The sequence below is a fragment of the Roseateles agri genome, from assembly GCF_034043675.1.
In the GTDB taxonomy this organism is placed as follows: domain Bacteria; phylum Pseudomonadota; class Gammaproteobacteria; order Burkholderiales; family Burkholderiaceae_C; genus KK5.
This window is the reverse complement of the sequence record NZ_JAXCLA010000010.1, coordinates 264,299-285,910: the sequence shown is the minus strand read 5'-3', so window position 1 is coordinate 285,910 and position 21,612 is coordinate 264,299. Positions and strand designations below refer to the sequence as shown.

The 21,612-nt window shown below is 67.7% G+C and carries 20 protein-coding genes; 12 read left to right on the top strand and 8 right to left on the bottom strand.

Going from position 1 to position 21,612, the window contains the following annotated elements:
- Positions 1–16: 16 nt before the first annotated feature.
- A complete protein-coding gene (locus SNE35_RS28550) occupies positions 17–565 on the bottom strand; it encodes a PEP-CTERM sorting domain-containing protein (protein ID WP_320426449.1) in 549 nt (182 codons plus the stop codon).
- Between the two features lie 326 nt (positions 566–891).
- Between SNE35_RS28550 and SNE35_RS28545 the strand changes: the two genes are divergently transcribed.
- A complete protein-coding gene (locus tag SNE35_RS28545; RefSeq protein WP_431312801.1) occupies positions 892–2,277 on the top strand; it encodes an MFS transporter in 1,386 nt (461 codons plus the stop codon).
- 3 nt (positions 2,278–2,280) lie between these two features.
- Here SNE35_RS28545 and SNE35_RS28540 read toward each other — a convergent pair whose 3' ends face one another.
- The 5 genes from SNE35_RS28540 to SNE35_RS28520 form a co-directional block, all read right to left on the bottom strand.
- Positions 2,281–4,428, bottom strand: coding sequence for a methyl-accepting chemotaxis protein (locus tag SNE35_RS28540; protein WP_320426448.1), 2,148 nt, complete (start codon positions 4,426–4,428; stop codon positions 2,281–2,283).
- 88 nt (positions 4,429–4,516) lie between these two features.
- Positions 4,517–5,059 (bottom strand): chemotaxis protein CheW, encoded by a 543-nt coding sequence (locus SNE35_RS28535; protein WP_320426447.1) that lies wholly within the window; start codon positions 5,057–5,059, stop codon positions 4,517–4,519.
- 43 nt (positions 5,060–5,102) lie between these two features.
- Positions 5,103–7,238, bottom strand: coding sequence for a chemotaxis protein CheA (locus tag SNE35_RS28530; RefSeq protein WP_320426446.1), 2,136 nt, complete (start codon positions 7,236–7,238; stop codon positions 5,103–5,105).
- Positions 7,239–7,291: 53 nt separating this feature from the next.
- Complete coding sequence (locus tag SNE35_RS28525) at positions 7,292–7,654, bottom strand: response regulator (protein ID WP_077038091.1); 363 nt, start codon at positions 7,652–7,654, stop codon at positions 7,292–7,294.
- 63 nt (positions 7,655–7,717) lie between these two features.
- Positions 7,718–8,140, bottom strand: coding sequence for a hypothetical protein (locus tag SNE35_RS28520; RefSeq protein ID WP_320426445.1), 423 nt, complete (start codon positions 8,138–8,140; stop codon positions 7,718–7,720).
- 291 nt (positions 8,141–8,431) lie between these two features.
- Between SNE35_RS28520 and SNE35_RS28515 the strand changes: the two genes are divergently transcribed.
- The 4 genes from SNE35_RS28515 to SNE35_RS28500 are packed head-to-tail and all read left to right on the top strand — an operon-like array spanning position 8,432 to position 11,851.
- Positions 8,432–9,580: a hybrid sensor histidine kinase/response regulator gene (locus SNE35_RS28515; RefSeq protein WP_320426444.1), complete on the top strand. Its 1,149-nt coding sequence runs from the start codon at positions 8,432–8,434 to the stop codon at positions 9,578–9,580.
- Positions 9,577–10,221, top strand: coding sequence for a response regulator transcription factor (locus tag SNE35_RS28510; protein WP_320426443.1), 645 nt, complete (start codon positions 9,577–9,579; stop codon positions 10,219–10,221). Before SNE35_RS28515 ends, SNE35_RS28510 begins: the two co-directional genes overlap by 4 nt.
- Positions 10,222–10,254: 33 nt before the next feature.
- Positions 10,255–10,860 carry a YqhA family protein gene (locus SNE35_RS28505; RefSeq protein ID WP_320426442.1) on the top strand — a complete coding sequence of 202 codons (606 nt, stop codon included), beginning with the start codon at positions 10,255–10,257 and terminating at the stop codon, positions 10,858–10,860.
- A gap of 4 nt (positions 10,861–10,864) precedes the next feature.
- Positions 10,865–11,851, top strand: a complete 987-nt coding sequence (locus SNE35_RS28500; protein WP_320426441.1) for an aldo/keto reductase — start codon at positions 10,865–10,867, stop codon at positions 11,849–11,851.
- Here the strand turns inward: SNE35_RS28500 and SNE35_RS28495 are convergent, their stop codons facing one another.
- Positions 11,852–13,087 (bottom strand): LysR family transcriptional regulator, encoded by a 1,236-nt coding sequence (locus SNE35_RS28495; protein WP_320426440.1) that lies wholly within the window; start codon positions 13,085–13,087, stop codon positions 11,852–11,854.
- A 122-nt stretch (positions 13,088–13,209) separates the two neighbouring features.
- On the opposite strand from SNE35_RS28495, the gene SNE35_RS28490 reads away from it, so the two are divergent.
- From SNE35_RS28490 to SNE35_RS28460, 7 genes are all read left to right on the top strand, one after another.
- Positions 13,210–14,070, top strand: a complete 861-nt coding sequence (locus tag SNE35_RS28490; protein WP_320426439.1) for an amidohydrolase family protein — start codon at positions 13,210–13,212, stop codon at positions 14,068–14,070.
- The gene (locus SNE35_RS28485; RefSeq protein WP_320426438.1) at positions 14,067–14,963 is read left to right on the top strand and encodes a substrate-binding domain-containing protein; all 897 of its coding nucleotides are present in this window, start codon (positions 14,067–14,069) and stop codon (positions 14,961–14,963) included. The genes SNE35_RS28490 and SNE35_RS28485 overlap by 4 nt, the downstream gene beginning before the upstream one ends.
- Before the next feature lie 74 nt (positions 14,964–15,037).
- Positions 15,038–16,366 (top strand): C4-dicarboxylate transporter DctA, encoded by a 1,329-nt coding sequence (dctA, locus tag SNE35_RS28480; RefSeq protein WP_431312800.1) that lies wholly within the window; start codon positions 15,038–15,040, stop codon positions 16,364–16,366.
- A gap of 102 nt (positions 16,367–16,468) precedes the next feature.
- The gene (locus SNE35_RS28475) at positions 16,469–17,497 is read left to right on the top strand and encodes a porin (RefSeq protein ID WP_320426437.1); all 1,029 of its coding nucleotides are present in this window, start codon (positions 16,469–16,471) and stop codon (positions 17,495–17,497) included.
- A gap of 21 nt (positions 17,498–17,518) precedes the next feature.
- The gene (locus SNE35_RS28470) at positions 17,519–18,538 is read left to right on the top strand and encodes an amidohydrolase family protein (RefSeq protein WP_320426436.1); all 1,020 of its coding nucleotides are present in this window, start codon (positions 17,519–17,521) and stop codon (positions 18,536–18,538) included.
- Between the two features lies 1 nt (position 18,539).
- Complete coding sequence (gene ligK, locus SNE35_RS28465) at positions 18,540–19,223, top strand: 4-carboxy-4-hydroxy-2-oxoadipate aldolase/oxaloacetate decarboxylase (RefSeq protein ID WP_320426435.1); 684 nt, start codon at positions 18,540–18,542, stop codon at positions 19,221–19,223.
- A 108-nt stretch (positions 19,224–19,331) separates the two neighbouring features.
- Positions 19,332–20,600, top strand: a complete 1,269-nt coding sequence (locus SNE35_RS28460) for an MFS transporter (RefSeq protein WP_320426434.1) — start codon at positions 19,332–19,334, stop codon at positions 20,598–20,600.
- Between the two features lie 10 nt (positions 20,601–20,610).
- Here SNE35_RS28460 and SNE35_RS28455 read toward each other — a convergent pair whose 3' ends face one another.
- Positions 20,611–21,612: an aldo/keto reductase gene (locus SNE35_RS28455; RefSeq protein WP_320426433.1), complete on the bottom strand. Its 1,002-nt coding sequence runs from the start codon at positions 21,610–21,612 to the stop codon at positions 20,611–20,613.

Sequence of the window (21,612 nt, the reverse complement as noted above, 5' to 3'; positions counted from 1 at the left end):
GGTCCTGTGGGTTGGGTCAGGCCTGGCGGCGACGGCGCGAGACGAAACCGATGGCGGCGAGACCGCCGGCCATCAGCAGGTAGGTGGCGGGTTCGGGAACGGCGGCGGCGCTCAGGGTCCAGTGCGCGTTCGTGGCGTCTTCGAAGCCGATCGTGCCGTTGTTGTTGGCGTCGAGCAGGTCGTACTTCACGGCGAAGGCCGAGCCGTCGGCAACCCAGAACAGGTTGTTCGGCGAGCTGGTGCTGTCGGTGAAGATGAAGTTCGACTTGCCCAGGTCGGCGGAGATCACCGCGTTGCTGGAGACTTCGCCGGTCGACGAGTTGAATCCGCCGATCGTCAGCGGGCCGCTGAAGGCCGTGCCGTTCACGAACAGGCTGGCGTTCGTGATGCTGGAGATCACGTCGCCGACTTCGACGCCGTCGAAGGAACCGGTGATCGTGACGGCTTCGCCGTTGCCGGTGTTGGCCGGGTCGAAGCTGTAGCTGAAGTTGAAGGTGGTGGCGTGGGCGCTGCCGACGAGAACGGCGAAGGTGCTGCCCAACAGCGCGGCTTTGAGGAAATACATGGAACGACCTTTCTGGGTGTTCGAATCAAGGTTTTTGTGGGGGCCGGATGCCTTGGCACCCGACCGGACCGGAGGCTAGGTTTGGCCCATGTCAACGCCGTGACCGTGAGATACATCACGAATCAAGTGGGCGTCGAGCGAACGCTTGATCATTCAGAAACAAACAGACACGTAGTTGGTCTGGTTCCAGTCAGGAAGTAACTCGACTGATATTTGTCGATTGGGCGCATGGAGCCCAATAGCCCCCGGCGATGGAAGGCCGTTCGAAGGCCCGTCCTCCGTACCCGCGCACGCGCGGGCAAGATGGCGGCCTTTTGTTCCCGCTCATGCGACACGACGACACGCAGCAACGGCAGGCCGAGCGCCACCTGCCGTCCGCGCCCGGCCTCAATCCCCGCGAGCGCAGTGCGCTGATTGCCGTGCTGATGGGCGTGGTGCTGGCCACGCTGGACACGGCGATCGCCAACACCGCGCTGCCGACGATCGCGGCGGACCTGCAATCCCCGGCGGCCGCCGCCATCTGGATCATCAACGCCTACCAGCTGGCGGTCGTGGCGACGATGCTGCCCTTCGCGGCGCTGGGCGACGTGGTCGGCCCGCGGCGCGTCTTCCTCGGCGGCATCGCGCTGTTCACCGTGGCCTCGCTGGTCTGCACGCTGGCCGGCAACGTGCCGCTGCTGGCGGCGGCGCGTGCGCTGCAGGGCATCGGCGCGGGGGCGATGATGAGCGTCAACATCGCGCTGATCCGGCTGATCTATCCGGCCGAGCGGCTGGGGCGTGGCGTGGGCATGAACGCGCTGGTCGTCGGCGTCGCGTTCGCGGTCGGGCCGACGGTGGCCTCGCTGCTGCTGGCCGTGGCCGACTGGCCCTGGCTGTTCGGCATCAACGTGCCGCTGGGCCTGCTGGCGATCGTGTTCGCCTGGCCGGCGATCCCGCGCAGCGTGCCGCGCCCGCATCGTTTCGATCTGGTGACGGCGGGACTCACCGCGGTCAGCTTCGCGGCGCTGATCTTCGCGCTGGGCTCGGTTGCGCAGCTGGCCGGCTGGGGCCAGGTCTTGCCTGCGGCCGTGCTGGCGCTGGTGGCCGGCGCGGCGCTGCTGTGGCGCCAGCGCGGGCATCCGGCGCCGATGCTGCCGGTGGACCTGCTGCGCCGGCCGATGTTCGCGCTGTCCGCCGTGACGGCGGTGACGGCTTTTGCGACCCAAGGCCTGGCCTTCGTCTCGCTGCCTTTCTACTTCGAGCAGGTGCTGCACCGCGATGCCGTGCACACCGGCTTCCTGATGACGGCCTGGCCGGTCGTCGTGGCCATTGCGGCGCCGGTGGCCGGGCGCCTGTCCGACCGCCATCCGCCCGGCCTGCTCGGCGGCCTGGGCCTGGCGCTGCTGAGCGCAGGCATGGTCGCGCTGGCGCTGCTGCCGGCCCAGCCGTCGGTCGTCGACATCGTGTGGCGGATGGCGCTGTGCGGCGCCGGCTTCGGCTTCTTTCAGGCGCCGAACCTGAAGGCGCTGATGTCCAGCGCGCCGCCCGAGCGCAGCGGCGGTGCCAGCGGCGTCGTCGGCGTCGCGCGCCTGCTCGGCCAGACCAGCGGCGCCGCGCTGGTGGCGCTGTGCTTCCACCTGGCCGGCATCGCGGGATCGACCGCGGCGCTGTGGCTCGGCGCGATTTCCGCCGGGCTGGCGGCGGTGGCGAGCTTTGCGCGGCTCTGGGTCTGAGGCCTAGAAGGTCTCCCAGTCGCCTTCAGCCGCCGCGGGCTGGGTGGGGGCCGGCGGCGCCGAGCGGACGGCAGGGGCGGGCCGGCTGGGCGCCTTCGTCGGCGGAGGCGGAGCCGCGGGGCGCTTGACGGCCGGCGCGGCGGTCTTCGGCTTCGGTGACGGCGCTGCGGCGGCCGGTGCCTTCGGCGCCGCGGCGGTGTGTGGGATGGGCAGGACGGGCGCCGCCGCTGCGGCACCGGCTTGCGCCTGCACCCGGAACACGGCCACGGCCTGCACCAGCCGGTGCGCCTGGTCCTTCAGGCTCTCGGCCGCGGCGGCGGACTCTTCGACCAGTGCCGCGTTCTGCTGCGTCATCTGGTCCAGCTTGCCGACCGACTGGTTGACCTGCCCGATGCCATCGCTCTGCTCGCTGGCGGCGCTGCTGATCTCGCCAATGATGTCCTGCACGCGCTGCACGCTGGTGACGATGTCGCTCATCGAGCTGCCGGCCTCCTGCACCAGGCGCGAGCCGGCTTCCACGCGCTCCACGCTGGCGCCGATCAGCGACTTGATCTCGCGCGCCGCCTCGGCCGAGCGGCCGGCGAGGCTGCGCACCTCACCCGCGACGACGGCGAAGCCGCGGCCCTGCTCGCCGGCTCGCGCGGCCTCCACCGCCGCGTTCAGCGCCAGGATGTTGGTCTGGAAGGCGATGCCGTCGATGGTGCCGATGATGTCGTTGATGCGGCGCGAGCTGGCGTTGATCTCGTCCATCGTGCTGACGACCTGGCCCACCACCTCGCCGCCGCGCGCGGCGGCGCTGGACGCGGTGCTGACCAGCTGGTTCGCCGTGTGTGCCGAGTCGGCCGTCTGGCGCACCGTGCCGGTGAGCTGCGTCATCGCCGAGGCGGTGCGCTGCAGGTTCTGCGCGGTCTGTTCGGTGCGCTGGCTGAGGTCCTGGTTGCCGGTGGCGATCTCGCTGCTGGCGGTGCCGATCGAGTCGACCGAGTGCCGCACGGTGCCGATGGTGTCGGCCAGGCGCCGGCGCATCGCCTCGGTCTGGTTGATCAAGGTGCCGATCTCGTCGCGGCGCGGGCTTTCCACCGCGCGGGTCAGGTCGCCATCGGAGATCGAGCCGATCGCCCGGGTCAGCTCGCCCAGCGGCGCGGCGACCCAGCGCCGCATCATCCAGCCGAGGCCCAGGCCCAGGCCTACCGTCGTCAGCGCCAGCATGCCCCAGAAGGGCAGCATCGTCGCCCAGTGCGAGGCCATCGCCTCGCCCTTGGAGACCTGCGCGACGACCCAGTAGCCGGTCTCGTCGTTCTTGCGCACGATCGCGAAATCGTCATTCCTGCCGCCGCCCAGCACGTCGGGCACAGCGGCCACATAACCCCGATCATCAGCGGCAGCCAGCGCCTTCAGCAGGTCTGGCGCGGCCTCCTTCAACAGCTTGCCCTTGAGCGTCGGGTGGGCCGAGAAGAAGGCCTTCTCCGGGTCCTTGGCGGCGCCGATGACGTAGGTGCCGCCGGTTTCGAAGAACTTCGCGTCGGCGGCCATCTTGTCCATCGCCTTGTCGAAGGCGTCGAGGTCGAAGCCGACGAACAGCAGGCCGATCTGCTTGCCGGCGTCGTTCTTGATCGGCTCGTAGTAGGTCATGTAGGGCCGGCCGAACAGCACGGCGCGCCCGGCGTAGGGCTTGCCGGCGGAGACGGTGGCGAAGGCCGGGTGGCTGGTGCCCAGCTTGGTTCCGAGCACCCGCTCGCCCTTGGCGTTCTTCAGCGAGGTGGTGATGCGCTCGAAGTCGCCGTCCTTGGCGGCGAACACCGTGGCGACGCCGCCGGTCACGGCGGCGAACTTGTCAACCTGCGTGAAGTTGCCGTTGAGCTTGGGGCCCCAGTCGCGCAGGTCGCCGGTGGCTTCATCGAGCGTGAAGACCGGGCCGAACTCCTGGCGGAAGGAGCCGAAATTGCGTTCGACGAGCACCCGCGAGGTGTCGTCCATCGCATGCATGGCGTCGACCATGGACTGCGACTTGTCTTCCACCCAGGTGCGCACGCGCTGGTCGGCGCTGCGGGTCAGCATCAGGCTGACGATGCCGGTGACGACGAAGAGCACGAGTGCCAGGGCGATGACGCCGGTCAGCGAGACGCGGCGGGCGATCGATTCGGTGCGCATGGCGTGACCCTTCAAAAGTGAAAAGAGCTCACCGGAGCGTATTGCGCCGGTGAGCTCTTGTGATGAGTGTGTGGCGTCTTTTTGTCGCTCAAGCTGCGATGGTGTCCATCAAGCCCATGTCGGCGCTGCTCATCAGCCCCTCGATGTCCATCAGGATCAGCATCCGGTCGCTGACGGCGCCGATGCCGGTGATGAAGCTGGTGTCTACCGTGGCCGAGCTGAGCTCGGGGGCAGGGCGGATGGAGTCGCGGTTCAGTTCCAGCACGTCGGAGACCGAATCGACCACCGCGCCGACGACGCGGTTGCGCACATTCAACACGATGACGACGGTGAAGCTGTTGTACTCGATCGTCGGGCAGCCGAGCTTCACGCGCAGGTCGACGATGGGCACGATCACGCCGCGCAGGTTGACCACGCCCTTGATGAACTCGGGCGCATTGGCGATGCGCGTGGGCGGTTCGTAGGAGCGGATCTCCTGGACCTTCAGGATGTCGATGCCGTATTCCTCGGCACCGAGGCGGAAGGTCAGGTACTCGCCGCCGGCCGGGCCGGTGGCCGCGACGGCATTGCCCTGGCCCTGGACCTGCAACTGACCCGCGGGACGGACGGCTGGCACTTGGGTGGATTCCATGGTGGATGTTTTCCTTGGGTTAGCGGGACAGGGAAAAGTGAGTTCAGTGGCGCGAGCGGCGCACCAGGCTGCCGACGTCCAGGATCAGTGCCACGCGGCCATCGCCCATGATGGTGGCGCCGGACACGTCGTTGACCTTGCGGTAATTGGCTTCCAGGTTCTTGACGACGACCTGCTGCTGGCCGAGCAGTTCGTCCACCAGCAGCGCCACGCGGCCGCCCTCGGCCTCGATGACGACCATGATGTTGCTGCTCTTCTCGAAATCGAAGCGCGGCACGTGGAAGATGTCCTCCAGCGAGATCACCGGCATGTACTCGTCGCGCACCTCGACGACGCGGCCCGAGCCGGCGACCGTCTTGACCGTGTCCTTCTGCACCTGGAACGATTCCACGACCGAGGACAGCGGGAGGATGTAGCACTCCTCGCCGACGCCCACGCTCATGCCGTCCATGATGGCCAGGGTCAGCGGCAGGCGTACCGAGACCTTCATGCCGTAGCCTTCGGCCGAGTCGATCTCGACGGTGCCGCCCAGCGAGGTGATGTTCTTCTTGACCACGTCCATGCCCACGCCGCGGCCGGACACGTCCGTGACCTGGTCGGCGGTGGAGAAGCCGGGCGCGAAGATCAGGTTCCAGGCCTCGACGTCGGTCATCGAGTCGGGCGCGTCGATGCCTTTCTCGCGGGCCTTCTTGATCAGCTTGTCGCGGTTCAGGCCGCGGCCGTCGTCGCGCACCTCGATGACGATGGAGCCGCCCTGGTGGGAGGCGACCAGCGTGATCGTGCCGTGCTCGGGCTTGCCCTTGGCGACGCGCTCGGCGCCGGTCTCGATGCCGTGGTCGCAGCTGTTGCGCACCAGGTGGGTCAGCGGGTCGGTGATCTTCTCGACCAGGCTCTTGTCCAGCTCGGTCGCCTCGCCCTGCGTCACCAGCTCCACCTTCTTGCCCAGCTTGGCGGCGAGGTCGCGCAGCATGCGCGGGAAGCGGTTGAAGACGATCGACATCGGAATCATCCGGATCGACATCACCGATTCCTGCAGGTCGCGCGTGTTGCGCTCCAGGTCGGCCAGGCCCGAACTGAGCTGCTGGTAGATGGCGGGGTCGAGGTCGCGGCTGTTCTGCGCCAGCATCGCCTGCGTGATGACGAGCTCGCCGACCAGGTTGATCAGCTGGTCGACCTTCTCGATGGAGACGCGCAGCGTGGACTGGTCCATCGCTGCGGCGGGCTTGGAGGCGGCATCGGTGCGGGCGACCGGCTTGGCGCTGGTCGTGGCGACCGGCGTGGCCGTGGCCTCGGCCGGGGCGGCAATGACGTTGCTGCCGGCGGTGTTCTCCGGCACGCCGGGGGCGTTGTCGAAGAAGCCGTAGCCCGGGTCGTCGGACACGGGTTCGGGCTCCGGCGCACCGGGCGCGCCCTCGTGGAAGCCGAAGCCGGGTCCGTAGGGCAGCAGCTTGACCTGTTCGCGAGCGACGTGGAAGGTGAACAGGTCCAGCAGGTCGTTGTCGGTGCTGCTGGTCAGCACCTTGAAGCGGCGGAAGCCGTCGGCGGCCGAGCCGGCGTCCAGCGGTTCGATCGTGCCGAGATCGGTGATCTCCTTGAACAGCTCGACCAGGTTGTCCGCCAGGCTCAGGTCCGCCAGCGGGCCGACCTGCAGCTCCAGCAGGCGGGCGGCCGGATTGCTCGACTTGGGCGCGGCGGCCGCAGGGGCGGGCGGCGGCGGGGCGGCGACGGCCACCTTGGGCGCGGGCTTGGGGGCTTCCTGGCCGTTGACGAAGGCGCCGATTGTGGCGATCAGGTCGGTGGCGTCGACCACCTCGCCGGACGAGCCCTGGTGGCGCGCCAGCAGCGAGCGCAGCGCATCGCCCGACTGCAGGAGCACGTCCACCATCGCGGAGGTGGGCTGCAGCTCGTGGCGGCGCAGCTTGTCCAGCAGCGTCTCCATGATGTGGGTCAGCTCGGCCACGTCGCCGAAGCCGAACGTCGCCGCGCCGCCCTTGATCGAGTGCGCGCAGCGGAAGATGGCGTTCAGCTCCTCGTCGTCCGCCGTCTCGACGTTCAGGTTCAGCAGCAGCTGCTCCATGCTGTCCAGGTTCTCACCGGCTTCCTCGAAGAAGACCTGGTAGAACTGGCTCAGATCGATGCCCGCGCTCAGGCTCGCGCCTTCGGAGGTCATTTCACCCATGCTTTCAATCTCCCGCCTTGCGGCGCAACGTCACGTTCAAACAACTGGCCAGCTCAGCGGATTACTTTTCCGATCACTTCGATCAGCTTGGCCGGGTCGAAGGGCTTGACCAGCCAGCCGGTGGCGCCGGCGGCGCGGCCGGCCTGCTTCATCTGGTCGCTGGACTCGGTGGTCAGGATCAGGATCGGCGTGGTCTTGAATTTCGGGTTGTCGCGCAGTTTCTTGGTTAGGCTGATGCCGTCCATGCGCGGCATGTTCTGGTCCGTCAGCACCAGGTCGAAATCCCGGCTCGACGATTTTTCCCAGGCGTCCTGCCCATCCACCGCTTCCACGACGTTGAATCCTGCGTTCTTCAGGGTGAAGGAGACCATCTGGCGCATCGAGGCCGAATCGTCCACGGCAAGAATTGAGTGCATTTGTCTTTTCTCCGGGTATCAGGGGTATTCGGTGGATTGGAACTTTTCTTGATGGGACTTCGATCAGAACAACTCGACGGAACCAGCGTCCATTTCGTCCTGCGTGACCGGGTTGGGGCGCATCGGCGCGATTTCCACGACCGCTTCGCCGTCCTCGTCATCGCCGAAGGCGTCCCGCGCGAGCTGGTCCTGGCAGTTGCGCAGGCGCTGGCTCGTGTGGGCGATCAGCTGCGTGGCCATGTCCTGGAACTGCAGCGCGGTGACGGCGCCGGCGATGTCCTCATTGACCTGGCGCAGCGCGTCGCTGCAGCCCTCGGGCAACTGGCCCGTCTGCTGCAACAGGCCGCTGACCAGGCCGGCGGCGCTGTAGAAATGCATGGACAGCGCCTCGCCGGCGTCGTCCAGCAGGCGCTGCAGGCGCTCCAGATCGTTGGAGACCGTCATCAAATGGTCTTGCAGCTCTGCCGCCGCCAGCAGCGGCGACATTCCCGTTTCCTCATCAGGGGCTGGCGTGATTTCGTCTTCTGTTTGCATGTCCGCTCACCCTCATCCAGGCGTCCTGCGCGCATTGTGGGCGCAATGCCCACGGCTATGGTCTTGACAAAAGGCCAGTTGCACGATGGGGCCTAATTCCGGTTGGCATCTTCGGTAATTCTTGCTTCGCTGTCGACAACACATTTCACAGAGTGCGGGCGTATTTCTCCTAATTTCTGTCCTCGGCGCATACTCTGTGGCGGAAATCAGTCCGTCCGCCCGATGACGGCATACTGCGCCCCCATGTCGATCTCCTCCGCCGATCGCCCGCTGCGCATCCTTCATGTCGAAGATTCCGAACCGGATCACGAATTGATCCTGGCCGAATTGCGGCGCGCCCACATCATTCCCGATGTGTTGCGTGTCGACACCCTGCCTGGCGTCGAGCAGGCGCTGCGGCAGGACTGGGACGCGGTGATTTCCGATTTCAACCTGCCCGGTTTCTCGGGCCTGGTCGTGCTGGACATGGTCAAGGCCCTGGCGCAGCCAATCCCTTTCATCCTGGTTTCCGGCCAGATCGGCGAGGACACGGCGGTGGCCGCGATGCGTACCGGCGCCTCCGACTACCTGCTGAAGAACAACCTCGCGCGGCTGGCGCCGGCGCTGGTGCATGCGATCGAGGCCCACCAGTCCGAGCGCGCCCGGCAGGACGCCAACCGCGCGCTGCTCAAATCCAAACAGCAACTGCACGAACTGGCCGGCCACCTGCAGACCAGCATCGAGATGGAACGCGCCGCGATCGCGCGCGAGATCCATGACGACGTCGGCGGCTCGCTGACGGCGCTGAAGTTCGACCTGGCCTGGATCGCCCGCCACGCGCAGGACGAGGACGTGCGCCAGCGCACGCAGTCGGCGCTGGAGACGGTCAGCTCCGCGATCGAGGCCAGCCAGCGGATCATGCACAACCTGCGGCCCGCCATCCTGGAGCAGGGCCTGGTGGCGGCGCTGCAGTGGATGGCCGCCCGCTTCGAGCGCCGCACCGGCATCGCCACGACCGTGCGCACCAGCCACGAGCAGATGCAACTGCCCGCCGGCGTGCCACTGGTGGCCTACCGCACCGCGCAGGAGGCGCTGACCAATGTCTCCAAGCACGCCCACGCAACGCGGGTGGAGATCGAGCTTTCGATCGACTCGGGCGTCCTGACCCTGGAGCTCAGTGACAATGGGCAGGGTATTCCTCCGGGTGCGCTCGCCAAGGCGCGCAGCTTCGGCATCCGCGGCCTGCACGAACGGGCCGCCACGGTGGGAGGATGGGTGGACTTGAGCAGCAGCAACAAGGGCGTGAGCTTGATACTTTCGGTGCCCCTGGAGGCGAATACGGACGATGGACTGGGCCTGGAGGGCCTGTTCACGGCCATGCATGACCCCTCGATCTGGAGCGGCGAATCGTGATCAGAGTGATCCTCTGCGACGACCACGCATTGATCCGCCGCGGCATCCGCGACACGCTGTCCGACGCGTCCGACATCGAGGTGGTGGGCGAGGCTGGCGACTACGGCGAGCTGCGCGAACTGCTGCGCCGCCTGGGCGCCGACCCCTGCGACGTGCTGGTGCTGGACATCAGCATGCCCGGCCGCAGCGGCCTGGATGTGTTGCACGTCCTGAAGGACGAGGCCGCCCCGATCCGCACCTTGATCGTCTCGATGTACCCCGAGGACCAGTACGCGATCCGCGCGCTGCGCGCGGGCGCCTTCGGCTACGTCAACAAGGGCGGCGACCCGGCGGTGCTGGTGCAGGCCGTGCGCACGGTGGCCCAGGGCCGCAAGTACGTGACGCCCGAGATCGCGCAGATGCTGGTCGAGAGCCTGACCGCGCCGGTCACCGAACAGGCGCACCAGAAGCTCTCGGACCGGGAACTGCAGACCCTGGTGATGATCGCCAGCGGCAAGCGCCTGTCCGACATCGCCGAGGAGCTGATGCTGAGCCCCAAGACCGTCAGCGTCTACCGAGCCCGCGTGCTGGAGAAGCTGGGCCTGGCGAACAACTCCGAACTCACCGTCTACGCGATCCGTAATGGGCTTGTCGCGAGCTGATGGCATAACGCATTACCTGTACTCACCCCTTCCATGAGCGATCAACACACGACCCCCATCAAGCTGGGCCCGCTGCCGGCCTTGATCTTTGCCAGCCGCTGGCTGCAGCTGCCGCTGTACCTGGGCCTGATCCTGGCGCAGTGCGTGTACGTCTATCACTTCGGCGTGGAGCTGTTTCACCTGATCGAGGCGGCGATGGGCAGCGAGCACGCGCTGGAGCTGCTCACCCAGGGCATGGGCTACAAGTTCGACCCCGGCACCGAGCCCAAGCTGACCGAAGCCATCATCATGCTGGCGGTGCTGTCGCTGATCGACGTGGTGATGATCTCCAACCTGCTGATCATGGTGATCGTGGGTGGCTACGAGACCTTCGTCAGCCGCATGCACCTGCGCGGCCACCCGGACGAGCCGGAATGGCTGGGCCACGTGAACGCTTCGGTGCTGAAGGTCAAGCTCGGCACGGCGATCATCGGCATCAGCTCGATCCATTTGCTGCGCAGCTTCATCAACGCGCCCAATCTCCAAGATCGGGTGCTGATCGCCCAGACGGTGATCCACGTCGCTTTCCTGCTGTCTGCCATCGCCATCGCCTACTGCGACAAGCTGATCAACAGCACCTATCCCTCCGAAGGACATTAAGAACATGCAATACCGCGAATTCGGCCGCACCGGCTGGCAGGTCTCCAGCGTCAGCTTCGGCGCCTGGGCCATCGGCGGCACCTGGGGCACGGTCAACGACGATGATTCGATGGCCGCGCTGCACAAGGCGCTCGACATGGGCGTGAACTTCATCGACACGGCCGACGTCTACGGCGATGGCCGTAGCGAGCGCCTGATCGCCCGCCTGCGCAAGGAGCGCCCGTCGGACAAGTTCTACGTCGCCACCAAGCTCGGCCGCCGCGTGGACCCGCACGTGGCCGAAGGCTTCACCCGCGAGACCCTGACCGGCTTCGTCGAGCGCAGCCTGAAGAACCTGGACACCGACACGCTGGACCTGATCCAGCTGCACTGCCCGCCAGCGCAGGTCTACTACATGCCCGAGGTGTTCGGCATCATGGACGACCTGGTCAAGGCCGGCAAGCTGCGCCACTACGGCGTCAGCGTGGAGAAGGTCGAAGAGGCGATCAAGGCGATCGAGTACCCGAACGTGCAGTCGGTGCAGATCATCTACAACATCTTCCGCCAGCGCCCGGCGGACCTGCTATTCCGCGAGACCCTGGCCCGCAAGGTCGCGATCCTCGCGCGGCTACCGCTGTCCTCGGGCCTGCTGTCGGGCAAGCTCACCGCGCAGAGCAGCTTCGAGCCGGACGACCACCGCGCCGGCAACCGCGACGGCCAGTGGTTCGACAAGGGCGAGACCTTCTCGGGCCTGAACTACGACACCGGCCTCGCCGCCGTCGAGCAGCTGAAGCCGCTGGTGCCGGCCGGCCAGACGCTGGCCCAGTTCGCGCTGCGCTGGATCCTCTCGAACCCCGCCGTCACCTGCGCGATCCCCGGCGGCAAGCGCCCCTCGCAGATCGAGGAGAACATGGTGGCGGGCGACCTGCCGGCCCTGTCGTCCGACGAGCTGGCGAAGGTGAGGGCGGTCTACGAGAAGTTCGCCTACGACCAGGTCCACCACCGCTGGTGATCAGGCATCGGGCGTGTCGGGCGTATTGGGTGTCAGGCGGCACTGCGCCTGCAACTGCTCGATGAATTCCCGCTGCGGTTGGGTCGGCAGCCAGTCGGCCCGCGTGGTGTAGCCCACCGTGCGTCCGCCCTGCGGTGAGGGCACGTCGAGCGCGACGACCTCGTTACGGTAGTTGCCGTAGAGGATGTGCGAGCGCGACAGCAGCGAGATGCAGTCGTTCTCGTCCAGCATGGCGATCATCATCGCCAGCGAGCTGGTTTCCACCAGCACCTGGGGCGGCTGCGGCAGGGTGGCCAGCATCATGTCCACCACCGCGCGCCGCGGCATGTCCTGCTGCGGCACGACCCAGCCGTGGGCGGCCAGTTCCTTCAGGCTCACGCGCCGGCGCTCCGCCAGCGGATGGCCGCGCCGCACGACGACCACGTAGGGGTCGGTGAACAGCTCTCGCTCGATGACGTTGCCCTCCAGCCGCGGCTCGCGCAGCGCGCCGACGATGACGTCCAGCCGGCCGAAGCGCAGGTCTTCCAGCAGGCGGGCGTGAGTGCTCTCGCGGATCGTCACCGCCACGTTCGGATAGCGCTCGCGCAGGCGCCCGATCGTGCGCGCCAGCAGGCGCTGCGGCATCAGCGGCAGCATGCCCACGGCGATGCGGCCCGCCGCCAAGCCCCGGGCCGAGACCAGGTCCACCCGCGCCTGCTCGATCTCGCCCAGGGCCACGACCAGCCGCCGTGCCAGCTCCTGCCCCGCCGCATTGGCCGACACGCTGTGCACGCGCCGCCGGTAGAGCGGGTGGCCGATCGTGTCTTCCAGGTCACGGGCGGCGCGGTGCACCGCCGGCTGCGAGATGCCCAGCCGGCGCGCGGCCTCGGCGGCCGAGCCCGCATCGGCGATCGCCACGTGGCAGCGGATCTGCGAATCGGTCAGGCGGCGGCACACGCCGCCTGCGTTCGATTGGCGGGCACGCGCGCCGGCCGGCATGGCCGCGACGGCCGACTCGATCTGCTCCAGCATGCGCACGACGCGCCGCTGCAGCAGCGCGCCCTCGCGGGTCAGCTCGCTGCCGCCGTAGCCCCGCTCGAACAGCACGGCACCCACCGTCTCCTCCAGCTTCTTGATCGCCAGGCTCACCGCCGGCTGGCTCAGGCCCACGGCCTCGGCCGCCTGGCTGATGCCGCATTCACGGCAGACCGCGTCGAACAGCACGAGGCGGCGCAGGTTGATGCTGTCGTCGATCATCGGGTTTGAAATTCAGCTTCACCAGAATTTATGGATCGGGTGGCAGTTTAAATTAGCAATTGACGAGGTGCTTCCCTAAAGTCTGGATCATGTTCTCGCCCCGGATCGAATCCAGCTTAACCATGTACGTCGATACCCACACGCATGCCATCTCGTCCGACCATGAGCGCTATCCGCTCGCGCCGGTGGGCGGCAAGCAATCGGACTGGTCGGCGCACCGGCCGGCGGACTTCGAGAGCCTGCTGGCCTCGCTGGATGAGGCGGGCATCCGTCACGCGATGGTGGTGCAGGCCTCGACCGCCTACGGCAACGACAACCGCTACGTGCTCGACGCCGTGAAGGCTTACCCTGACCGCTTCTGCGGCGTGTTCTCGATCGACGTGCTGGCGCCCGATGCGGTCGAGCGTTTCAAGTACTGGCTGGGCGAGGGCCTGAGCGGCCTGCGCCTCTTCCTCACCGGCACGACGATGCCCGGCCAGGCCCAGTGGCTGGACGACGAACGCTCCTACCCGGTGTGGGAGTACGCGCAGTCCAACAACATCTCCATCTGCCTGCAGATGACCGCCGCCGGCATCCCGGCGCTGCGCCGCATGCTGGGCCTGTTCCCGCGCAGCCGCGTGCTGCTGGACCACCTGGCCCGCCCGGACCTTGCCGACGGCCCACCCTACGCATCGGCCAAGACGCTGTTCGACCTGGCCGACCATCCGGGCGTCTACCTGAAGCTGACGAACCGCACGATCGCCGAGGCCTCGCGCGGCGCGTCCACGCCGCAGGCCTTCATGCCCGCCGTGCTTGCCGCCTTCGGCGCCAGGCGCATTGCCTGGGGCTCCAACTACCCGTCGGCCGAGGGCTCGCTGAAATCGCTGCTGGCCGAGGCGCAGGCGGGCCTGGCGATGCTGTCCGACGAAGACCGCGCCTGGATCTTCGGCGACACCGCACGTTCCATCTATCCAGAGCTGAACCGCATGGGAGCGCCGGCATGAGCACGCCGCTCAATGCGGTGGTGAAGCGCTACGCGCACACCGAGAAGCTGATCAGCGGCGAGCTGAGCGAGCCGGGCCTGCAGCTGAACTGGCTGGACGTCGAGCCGATCTACCGCGCCTTCGCCCCGATGGCGCGCCAGCAGGTCTACGACGTCAGCGAGCTGGCCATTGCCACCCTGCTGCAGGCCAAGGCCTACGACAAGCCGCTCTTGATGCTGCCCGTCGTGCTGGCGGCGCGGCTGCAGCAGGGCTGCCTGATCTACAACCGCCGCCATCGTCCGGGCCTGAGCGTGAAGGACCTGGTCGGCGCCCGCGTCGGCGTGCGTGCCTACACGCAGACCACCGGCATGTGGCTGCGCGGCATCCTCGACGAGACCTACGGCATCGCGCCGGAGCAGATCCGCTGGACCACCTTCGAGGGCGGCCACCTGGAGGAGTACCAGGATCCCGCCTTCGTCGAGCACGCGCCGGCCGGCAAGGGCATGCTGCAGATGCTGATGGACGGCGAGCTGGACGCGGCCATCTTCGGCAACGACCTGCCCAAGCACGAGGACATCCTGCCGGTCATCGCCGACCACGCCGAGGCCGACCGTCGCTGGCAGGCCGAGCATGGCTTCGTGCCGATCAACCATGTGCTCACGATGCCGCTGGCGGTGGCCCGCGCCCAGCCCGACAGCGTGCGCGCGATCTACCGCCTGTTCAAGCAGGGCAAGGCCGCGGTGGCCGATCCGGCGGCGGTGCACAAGCGCCTGCCCGACGGCATCGACGCGCTGCGCGGGCCGCTGGCCAAGACGCTGGCCTTCTGCGAGCGACAGGGCCTGATGCCCCGCGCGCTGAGCGTCGACGAACTGCTGGCGGACAGCATCGAATTCCTCGGCGACGAGGCGAGGTGAACGTCGCCGCGAGAGCGATGAAACCGGACGAGCCCGAGAGGGCTAGCGCAGGGAATCCCGAAGGAGACAATCACGTGAACATGAAAGACCTGCCTGTCCCCCGACAGCCAGCCAGGAAGAAGCCCTTCTACCGGGACATCTCGTTCCAGGTGTTCGTGGGCATCGTGCTCGGCGTGGCCGTGGGCCACTGGTGGCCCGATGCCGGCAAGGCCTCGCAGCCGCTGGGCGATGCCTTCATCCGGCTGATCCAGATGGTGGTTGGGCCGATCATCTTCTGCTCGGTCGTCAGCGGCATCGCGAACGCCGGCGACATGAAGAAGGTCGGCCGCGTGGCGATCAAGGCGCTGATCTACTTCGAGGTGATCACCTCGTTCGCGCTGCTGATCGGCCTGGTCACGATCAACCTGCTGCAGCCCGGCGCGGGCATGAACATCGACGTCAGTTCGCTCGATGCCGGCGCGGCCGACAGCTACATCAGCCAGGCCAAGCACTTCGAGTCCACCAGCATCTTCCTGCTGAACCTGATCCCGAAGACCATGGTCTCCGGCTTCGCCAGCGGCGACATCCTGCAGATCCTGTTCGTCTCGGTGCTGTTCGGCTTCGGCCTGGCTGCGGCCGGCCCGCGGGCCAAGCCGATGCTCACTGTGCTGGAGAGCTTCTCGCAGGGCGTGTACTGGATCATCGGCCTGGCGATGAAGGTCTCGCCGATCGCCGCCTACGGCGCCATCGCCTTCACCGTCAGCAAGTTCGGCGTGGGCTCGCTGGTGGCCCTGGGCAAGCTGGTTGGCGAGTTTTACCTGACCTGCCTGCTGTTCTTCGTGCTGGTGCTCTGGCCGGTGGCGCGCATGGCCGGTTTCAGCCTGCTCAAGCTGATGCGCTACATCCGCTCCGAGCTGCTGCTGGTGATCGGCACCAGTTCGTCGGAGAGCGTGTTCCCGCAGCTGCTGACGAAGCTGGAGCAGCTCGGCTGCCAGCGCTCGGTCGTGGGCCTGGTGCTGCCCGGCGGCTACGCCTTCAACCATGACGGCACCTGCCTGTACTTCGCCGCGGTCTCGGTTTTCCTGGCGCAGGCCACCAACACGGCGCTGGGTTGGGAACACCAGTTGGCCCTGCTGCTGGTGCTGCTGATCACGTCCAAGGGCGGTGCGGGCGTGGCAGGTTCGGCGATCGCCGTGCTGGCAGCCACCTTGGGTGCCACGAACACGATCCCGGTGTCCTCGATCGCGCTGGTCCTCGGCGTGCATCGGCTGCTGTCCTCCGCCTTCGTGTTCGTCAACATCACCGGCAATGCCGTCGCCACCGTCGTCGTGGCCCGCTGGGAAAAGGCGCTGGACACGAACCGCCTGCGGATGGAGCTGGACACCGGCTACATCGAGCCCGAGACGGCGCTCGCCACGCACTGACACCCGCACACACCTGTTTGCCTGCGGTCCATGCGGCACCGCTGGCCTTGCTCGCCCTTTTTTTGCAACCATGCCGGCAAAGACCGGCGCACGGAGACATCGATGAATCACCAATCTGCCCGATCCCTTGCGGTACTGGCCCTGATCGCATCCGCCACCGCGGCCCAGGCCCAGACCGAAGTCAAGATCTTCGGCACCGCGGACGGCGGCGTGCGCCACCTGACGCACGTCAACCCTGCCGGCGACAGCAAGACCTTCATGGGCTCGAACGGCTGGAACAGCTCCAACAAGCTCGACATTGGGGGCGCTGAGCAGCTCGGCGGCGGCCTGGATGCGCACTTCCTGCTGGAGCACGGCTTCAACCTGGCCACCGGCGCGCTGGACAACACCACCAACACGTTCTGGCAGCGCCAGGCCTTCGTCGGCCTGAAGGGCTCCTGGGGCTCGATCGACGCGGGCCGGCAGTACACGATCTCGCACGACTTCATCCTCGACTACGACCCCTTCCACTTCAACTACACGCCGTTGATCCCGCTGACCCAGGCCTCCAGCGGCACGCGCTTCAGCAACGACCTCAAGTACGTGGGCGAGTTCGGCGGCTTCAAGCTCGAGCTGGAGAATGCCTTCGGCGAGGTTGCCGGCAGCAACAGCAATGGCTCGGCCCACGGCGTCGGTCTGCAGTACTACGGCGAGGGCTTCACCACCGGCGCCTCCTACAACCGCCGCAGCGTGCTGGTGGGCAGCGTCTACCGCGACGAGGACTACTACCTCGTCGGCGCCGCCTTCAAGTACGGCGACTGGGCCGTATCCGGCGGATACATGCTCGACACGATCGACCTCGAAGGCACGGCCCCCAACACCGCGACGCGCAATACCTTCGGCGGCGGCGGCTACTCATTCACCCAGAACCTGAAGCTGACGGCCGGCTTCTACCGCACCACCTCCACCACCGACAAGGCGCGCGGCAAGGACATGACCATCGCCGGCCTCGACTACCTGCTGTCCAAGCGCACCAAGCTCTACGTCGAGCTCGACCGCACCAAGTACAAGACCGCCGTGGTGACGGCGCTCAACACCGCCGGCGCGTCCAACCAGATGGGCTGCACGGTGGGCATCAACCACCGCTTCTGATTCGTTCCCGGAGAGTTCCCGATGATCATCGACGTCCACGGCCACTACACGACGGCACCGGCAGCGCTGGGCGCCTGGCGCGACAAGCAGATCGCCGCCTTGCCCGGCCGCGGCCCCTCGGCCTCCGAGCTGCGGATCAGCGACGACGAACTGTGCGAGTCCATCGAGCTGAACCAGCTGGCCAAGATGCGCGAGCGCGGCAGCGACCTCACCATCTTCAGCCCCCGCGCCAGCTTCATGGCCCATCACATCGGCGACTTCGAGACCTCCGCCACCTGGGCCGCCATCTGCAACGAGCTGTGCTTCCGCGTCAGCCAGCTCTTCCCGGACCACTTCGTGCCCGCCGCCATGCTCCCCCAGAGCCCCGGCGTCGACCCGGCCACGTGCATCCCCGAACTGCTGCGCTGCGTCGAACAGTACGGCAACGTCGGCCTCAACCTGAACCCCGACCCTTCCGGCGGCCACTGGACCAGCCCGCCGCTGACCGACCGCCACTGGTACCCGATCTACGAAAAGATGGTCGAACTGGACATCCCCGCGATGATCCACGTGAGCACCAGCTGCAACGCCTGCTTCCACACCACCGGCGCCCACTACCTGAACGCCGACACCACCGCCTTCATGCAGTGCCTGCAGGGCGATCTCTTCAAGGACTTCCCCACGCTGAAGTTCCTGATCCCCCACGGCGGCGGCGCCGTGCCCTACCACTGGGGCCGCTTCAGGGGCCTCGCGCAAGAGATGAAGAAGCCCCTGCTCAGCGAACACCTGCTGAACAACCTCTTCTTCGATACCTGCGTCTACCACCAGCCCGGCATCGACCTGCTCACCCAGGTCATCCCGGTGAAGAACGTGCTCTTCGCCTCCGAGATGATCGGCGCCGTGCGCGGCATCGACCCCGAGACCGGCCACGCCTACGACGACACCCGGCGCTACATCCAGGCCGCCGCCATCAGCGCAGAAGACCGCCATGCGATCTTCGAAGGCAATGCCCGCCGCGTCTTCAGCCGCCTGGACGCACAACTGAAAGCCAAAGGACTCTGAGATGTACGAACTCGGCGTTGTCTACCGCCACATCCAACGCGCTGATGCTACGGCCACCGAACAGCTCGCCGCCCTCGGCACCGCGACCGTGCACGAAGCCATGGGCCGCGTCGGTCTGCTCCAACCCTATATGCGACCGATCTACGCCGGCGCCCAGATCTCCGGCACCGCCGTGACCGTGCTGCTGCAACCCGGCGACAACTGGATGCTGCACGTCGCCGCCGAGCAGATCCGGCCCGGCGACATCGTCGTCGCCGCCGTCACCGCCGAATGCACCGACGGCTACTTCGGCGACCTGCTGGCCACCAGCTTCCAGGCAAGAGGAGCGAAGGCGCTGATCATCGACGCCGGCGTGCGCGACGTGAAGACGCTCACCGAGATGGGCTTCCCGGTGTGGAGCAAGGCCATCAGCGCCAAGGGCACGGTCAAGGCCACGCTCGGCTCGGTCAACGTGCCCATCGTCTGCGCCGGCATGCTGGTGACGCCCGGCGACGCGGTTGTGGCGGACGACGACGGCATCGTCTGCGTGCCGGCTGCGCGGGTCGCCGAAGTGGCCGTGGCCGCAGCGAAGCGCGAAGCCTTCGAGGGCGAGAAGCGCGCGAAGCTGGCCTCGGGGGTGCTGGGCCTGGACATGTATGCGATGCGCGAGCCGCTGGCGAAAGCTGGGCTCCGTTATGTCGACTGACATTCGCTGCTCAATAGTCGGGCGATCTGCGCACGACGCTGCGTTGCAGCCACGCCCGAATTGACCCCAGGTGCCCGCAGGAATGCTGCTATGCAGCAAAATTGAGGGATGGACCCCATCATCAGCAAGCCCCTGGCGCCGGCTTTGGCGAGCGCCGCCGCTCCGATCAGCCAGTCTTTCGCGCGTCGCCGGGCGCAGCAGCGCGAGCTGTTCTGGCCGGCGGTGCTGGCGCTGGGCGTCGGTGGCTTCGCGATTGGTACCGGTGAGTTCGTCATCATGGGCCTGCTGCCCGAGGTGGCGCGCGACCTGGGTGTTTCCATCCCCGAGGCGGGCCATGTGATCAGCGCCTATGCGCTGGGCGTCGTCGTCGGTGCGCCGGTGCTGGCGGTGGCGACGGCCAACTGGTCGCGCCGCACCTTGCTGATCGCGCTGATGGCGCTGTTCGCGCTGGGCAATGTGGCCAGCGCGATGGCGCCGGGCTACCTCTCACTGAATCTGCTGCGCCTGCTGACCGGCCTGCCGCACGGCACGTACTTCGGCGTCAGCGCGCTGGTGGCTGCGGCCCTGGCGCCGCCCGACCGGCGCGCGAGCGCGGTGGGCCTGGTGATGCTGGGGCTGACCACCGCCACCCTGGTGGGTGTGCCGCTGGCCGCCTGGCTGGGGCAGCACTGGGGCTGGCGTTCGGCCTTCCTCCTCGTCGGCGCGATCGCAATGCTGGCCGCTGTGCTGGTGTACCGCTGGGTGCCCGACCTGAAGGCGGCGCCGGGCGCGAGCCCCTGGCGGGAGCTGGGCGCGCTGGCCAAGGCCCAGGTCTGGCTGACCTTGGGCATCGGCGCGATCGGCTTTGGCGGCATGTTCGCCGTGTTCAGCTACGTGAAGCCGATCCTCACTGAAGTGGCGGGCCTGTCGGTGGGCGCCGTGCCGCTGGTGCTGGCGCTGTTCGGCGTCGGCATGGTGGCGGGCAACCTGGTCGGCTCACGGCTAGCCGACAAGGCGCTGATGAAGACGATCGGCGGCGTGCTGGCCTGGAGCGCGCTGGTGCTCGGCTCGCTGGTGTTCACCGCCCAGCACCCGGCCACGGCGGCGCTGTCGGTCTTCCTGCTGGGCACGGTCGTCGCGGTGGGCCCGGCGCTGCAGATCCGGCTGATGGACGTGGCCGGCGACGCGCAGACGCTCGCCGCCGCGCTGAACCATTCGGCCTTCAACATCGCCAACGCGCTGGGCGCCTGGCTCGGCGGCGCGACGATCGCGGCCGGCCTGGGCTGGACCTCGACCGGCTGGGTCGGCGCGCTGCTGTCGCTGGCTGGCATGGGCGTGTTCGCCGCCTCGCTGTGGCACGCAAGAGTGCACGGCGAGTCGATCGAACACAAGCACTGAGCTGAGCTGATCAGGCCCGGCGCGGATACAGCGGATAGGCCGGGTCGGTGTAGCCCGGCGTGGACGGGTGCCCCGGCGGCACCAGCGAGTCGACCAGGGTCTCGTCGTCCTCGGTGATCTTCAGGTCCAGCGCACCCAGGTAGTCCTGCCACTGCGCCAGCGTGCGCGGGCCGGCGATCACGCTGCTGATGGCTTGGTGCGCCAGTACCCAGGCGGTGGCGAAATGGGCCAGCGAGATGTCCTTGCCCTCGCAGTGGCCCTTCAAGGTTTGCGCGATCTGCAGCGATTCCTCGCGGAACTCGGTTTCCAGGATGCGCTTGTCGCCGCGGCCGGCGCGCGTGTCGGCCGCCGGCGGCTGGCCGGGTGCGTACTTGCCGGTCAGCACGCCGCGGGCGATCGGGCTGTAGGGCACGACGCCGATGCCGTGGTGCTGGCAGGCCGGCAGGATCTCGACCTCGGGCATGCGGTTCAGCAGGTTGTAGTAGGGCTGGCAGACGACTGGGCCGGGCATGTTGAGCTGCCGCGCCAGGTGGACGGCCTCGGCGATGCGCCAGCCGCGGAAGTTCGAGAGGCCCCAGTAGCGGATCTTGCCGGCCTGCAGCAGGTGCTGGATCGCGCGCAGCGGCTCCTCCAGGTCCATGCCGGTGAAATCGCGGTGCAGGTAGTAGATGTCGATGTGCTCGGCCTGCAGGCGCCGCAGGCTGGCCTCGCATTCGCGGATCACCCAGGCGCGCGAATACTGCGATTCGTTCGGCCGCTCGCTCATCTTGTTGCCGAGCTTGGTGGCGAGCACCCAGTCGTGGCGGCGCGGCTTGATCAGCTCCCCGACCATGATCTCGGACTGGCCGGTCGTGTAGACGTCGGCGGTGTCGATGAAGTTCACGCCGTGGTCTTGCGCGTGTTCGACGATGCGGCGCGCCTCGGCGATGTCGGTCGGGCCGGCGAACATCATCGTGCCCAGGCACAGGGTGGAGACTCTCAGCGGGCTCTTGCCCAGGTTGCGGTATTGCAT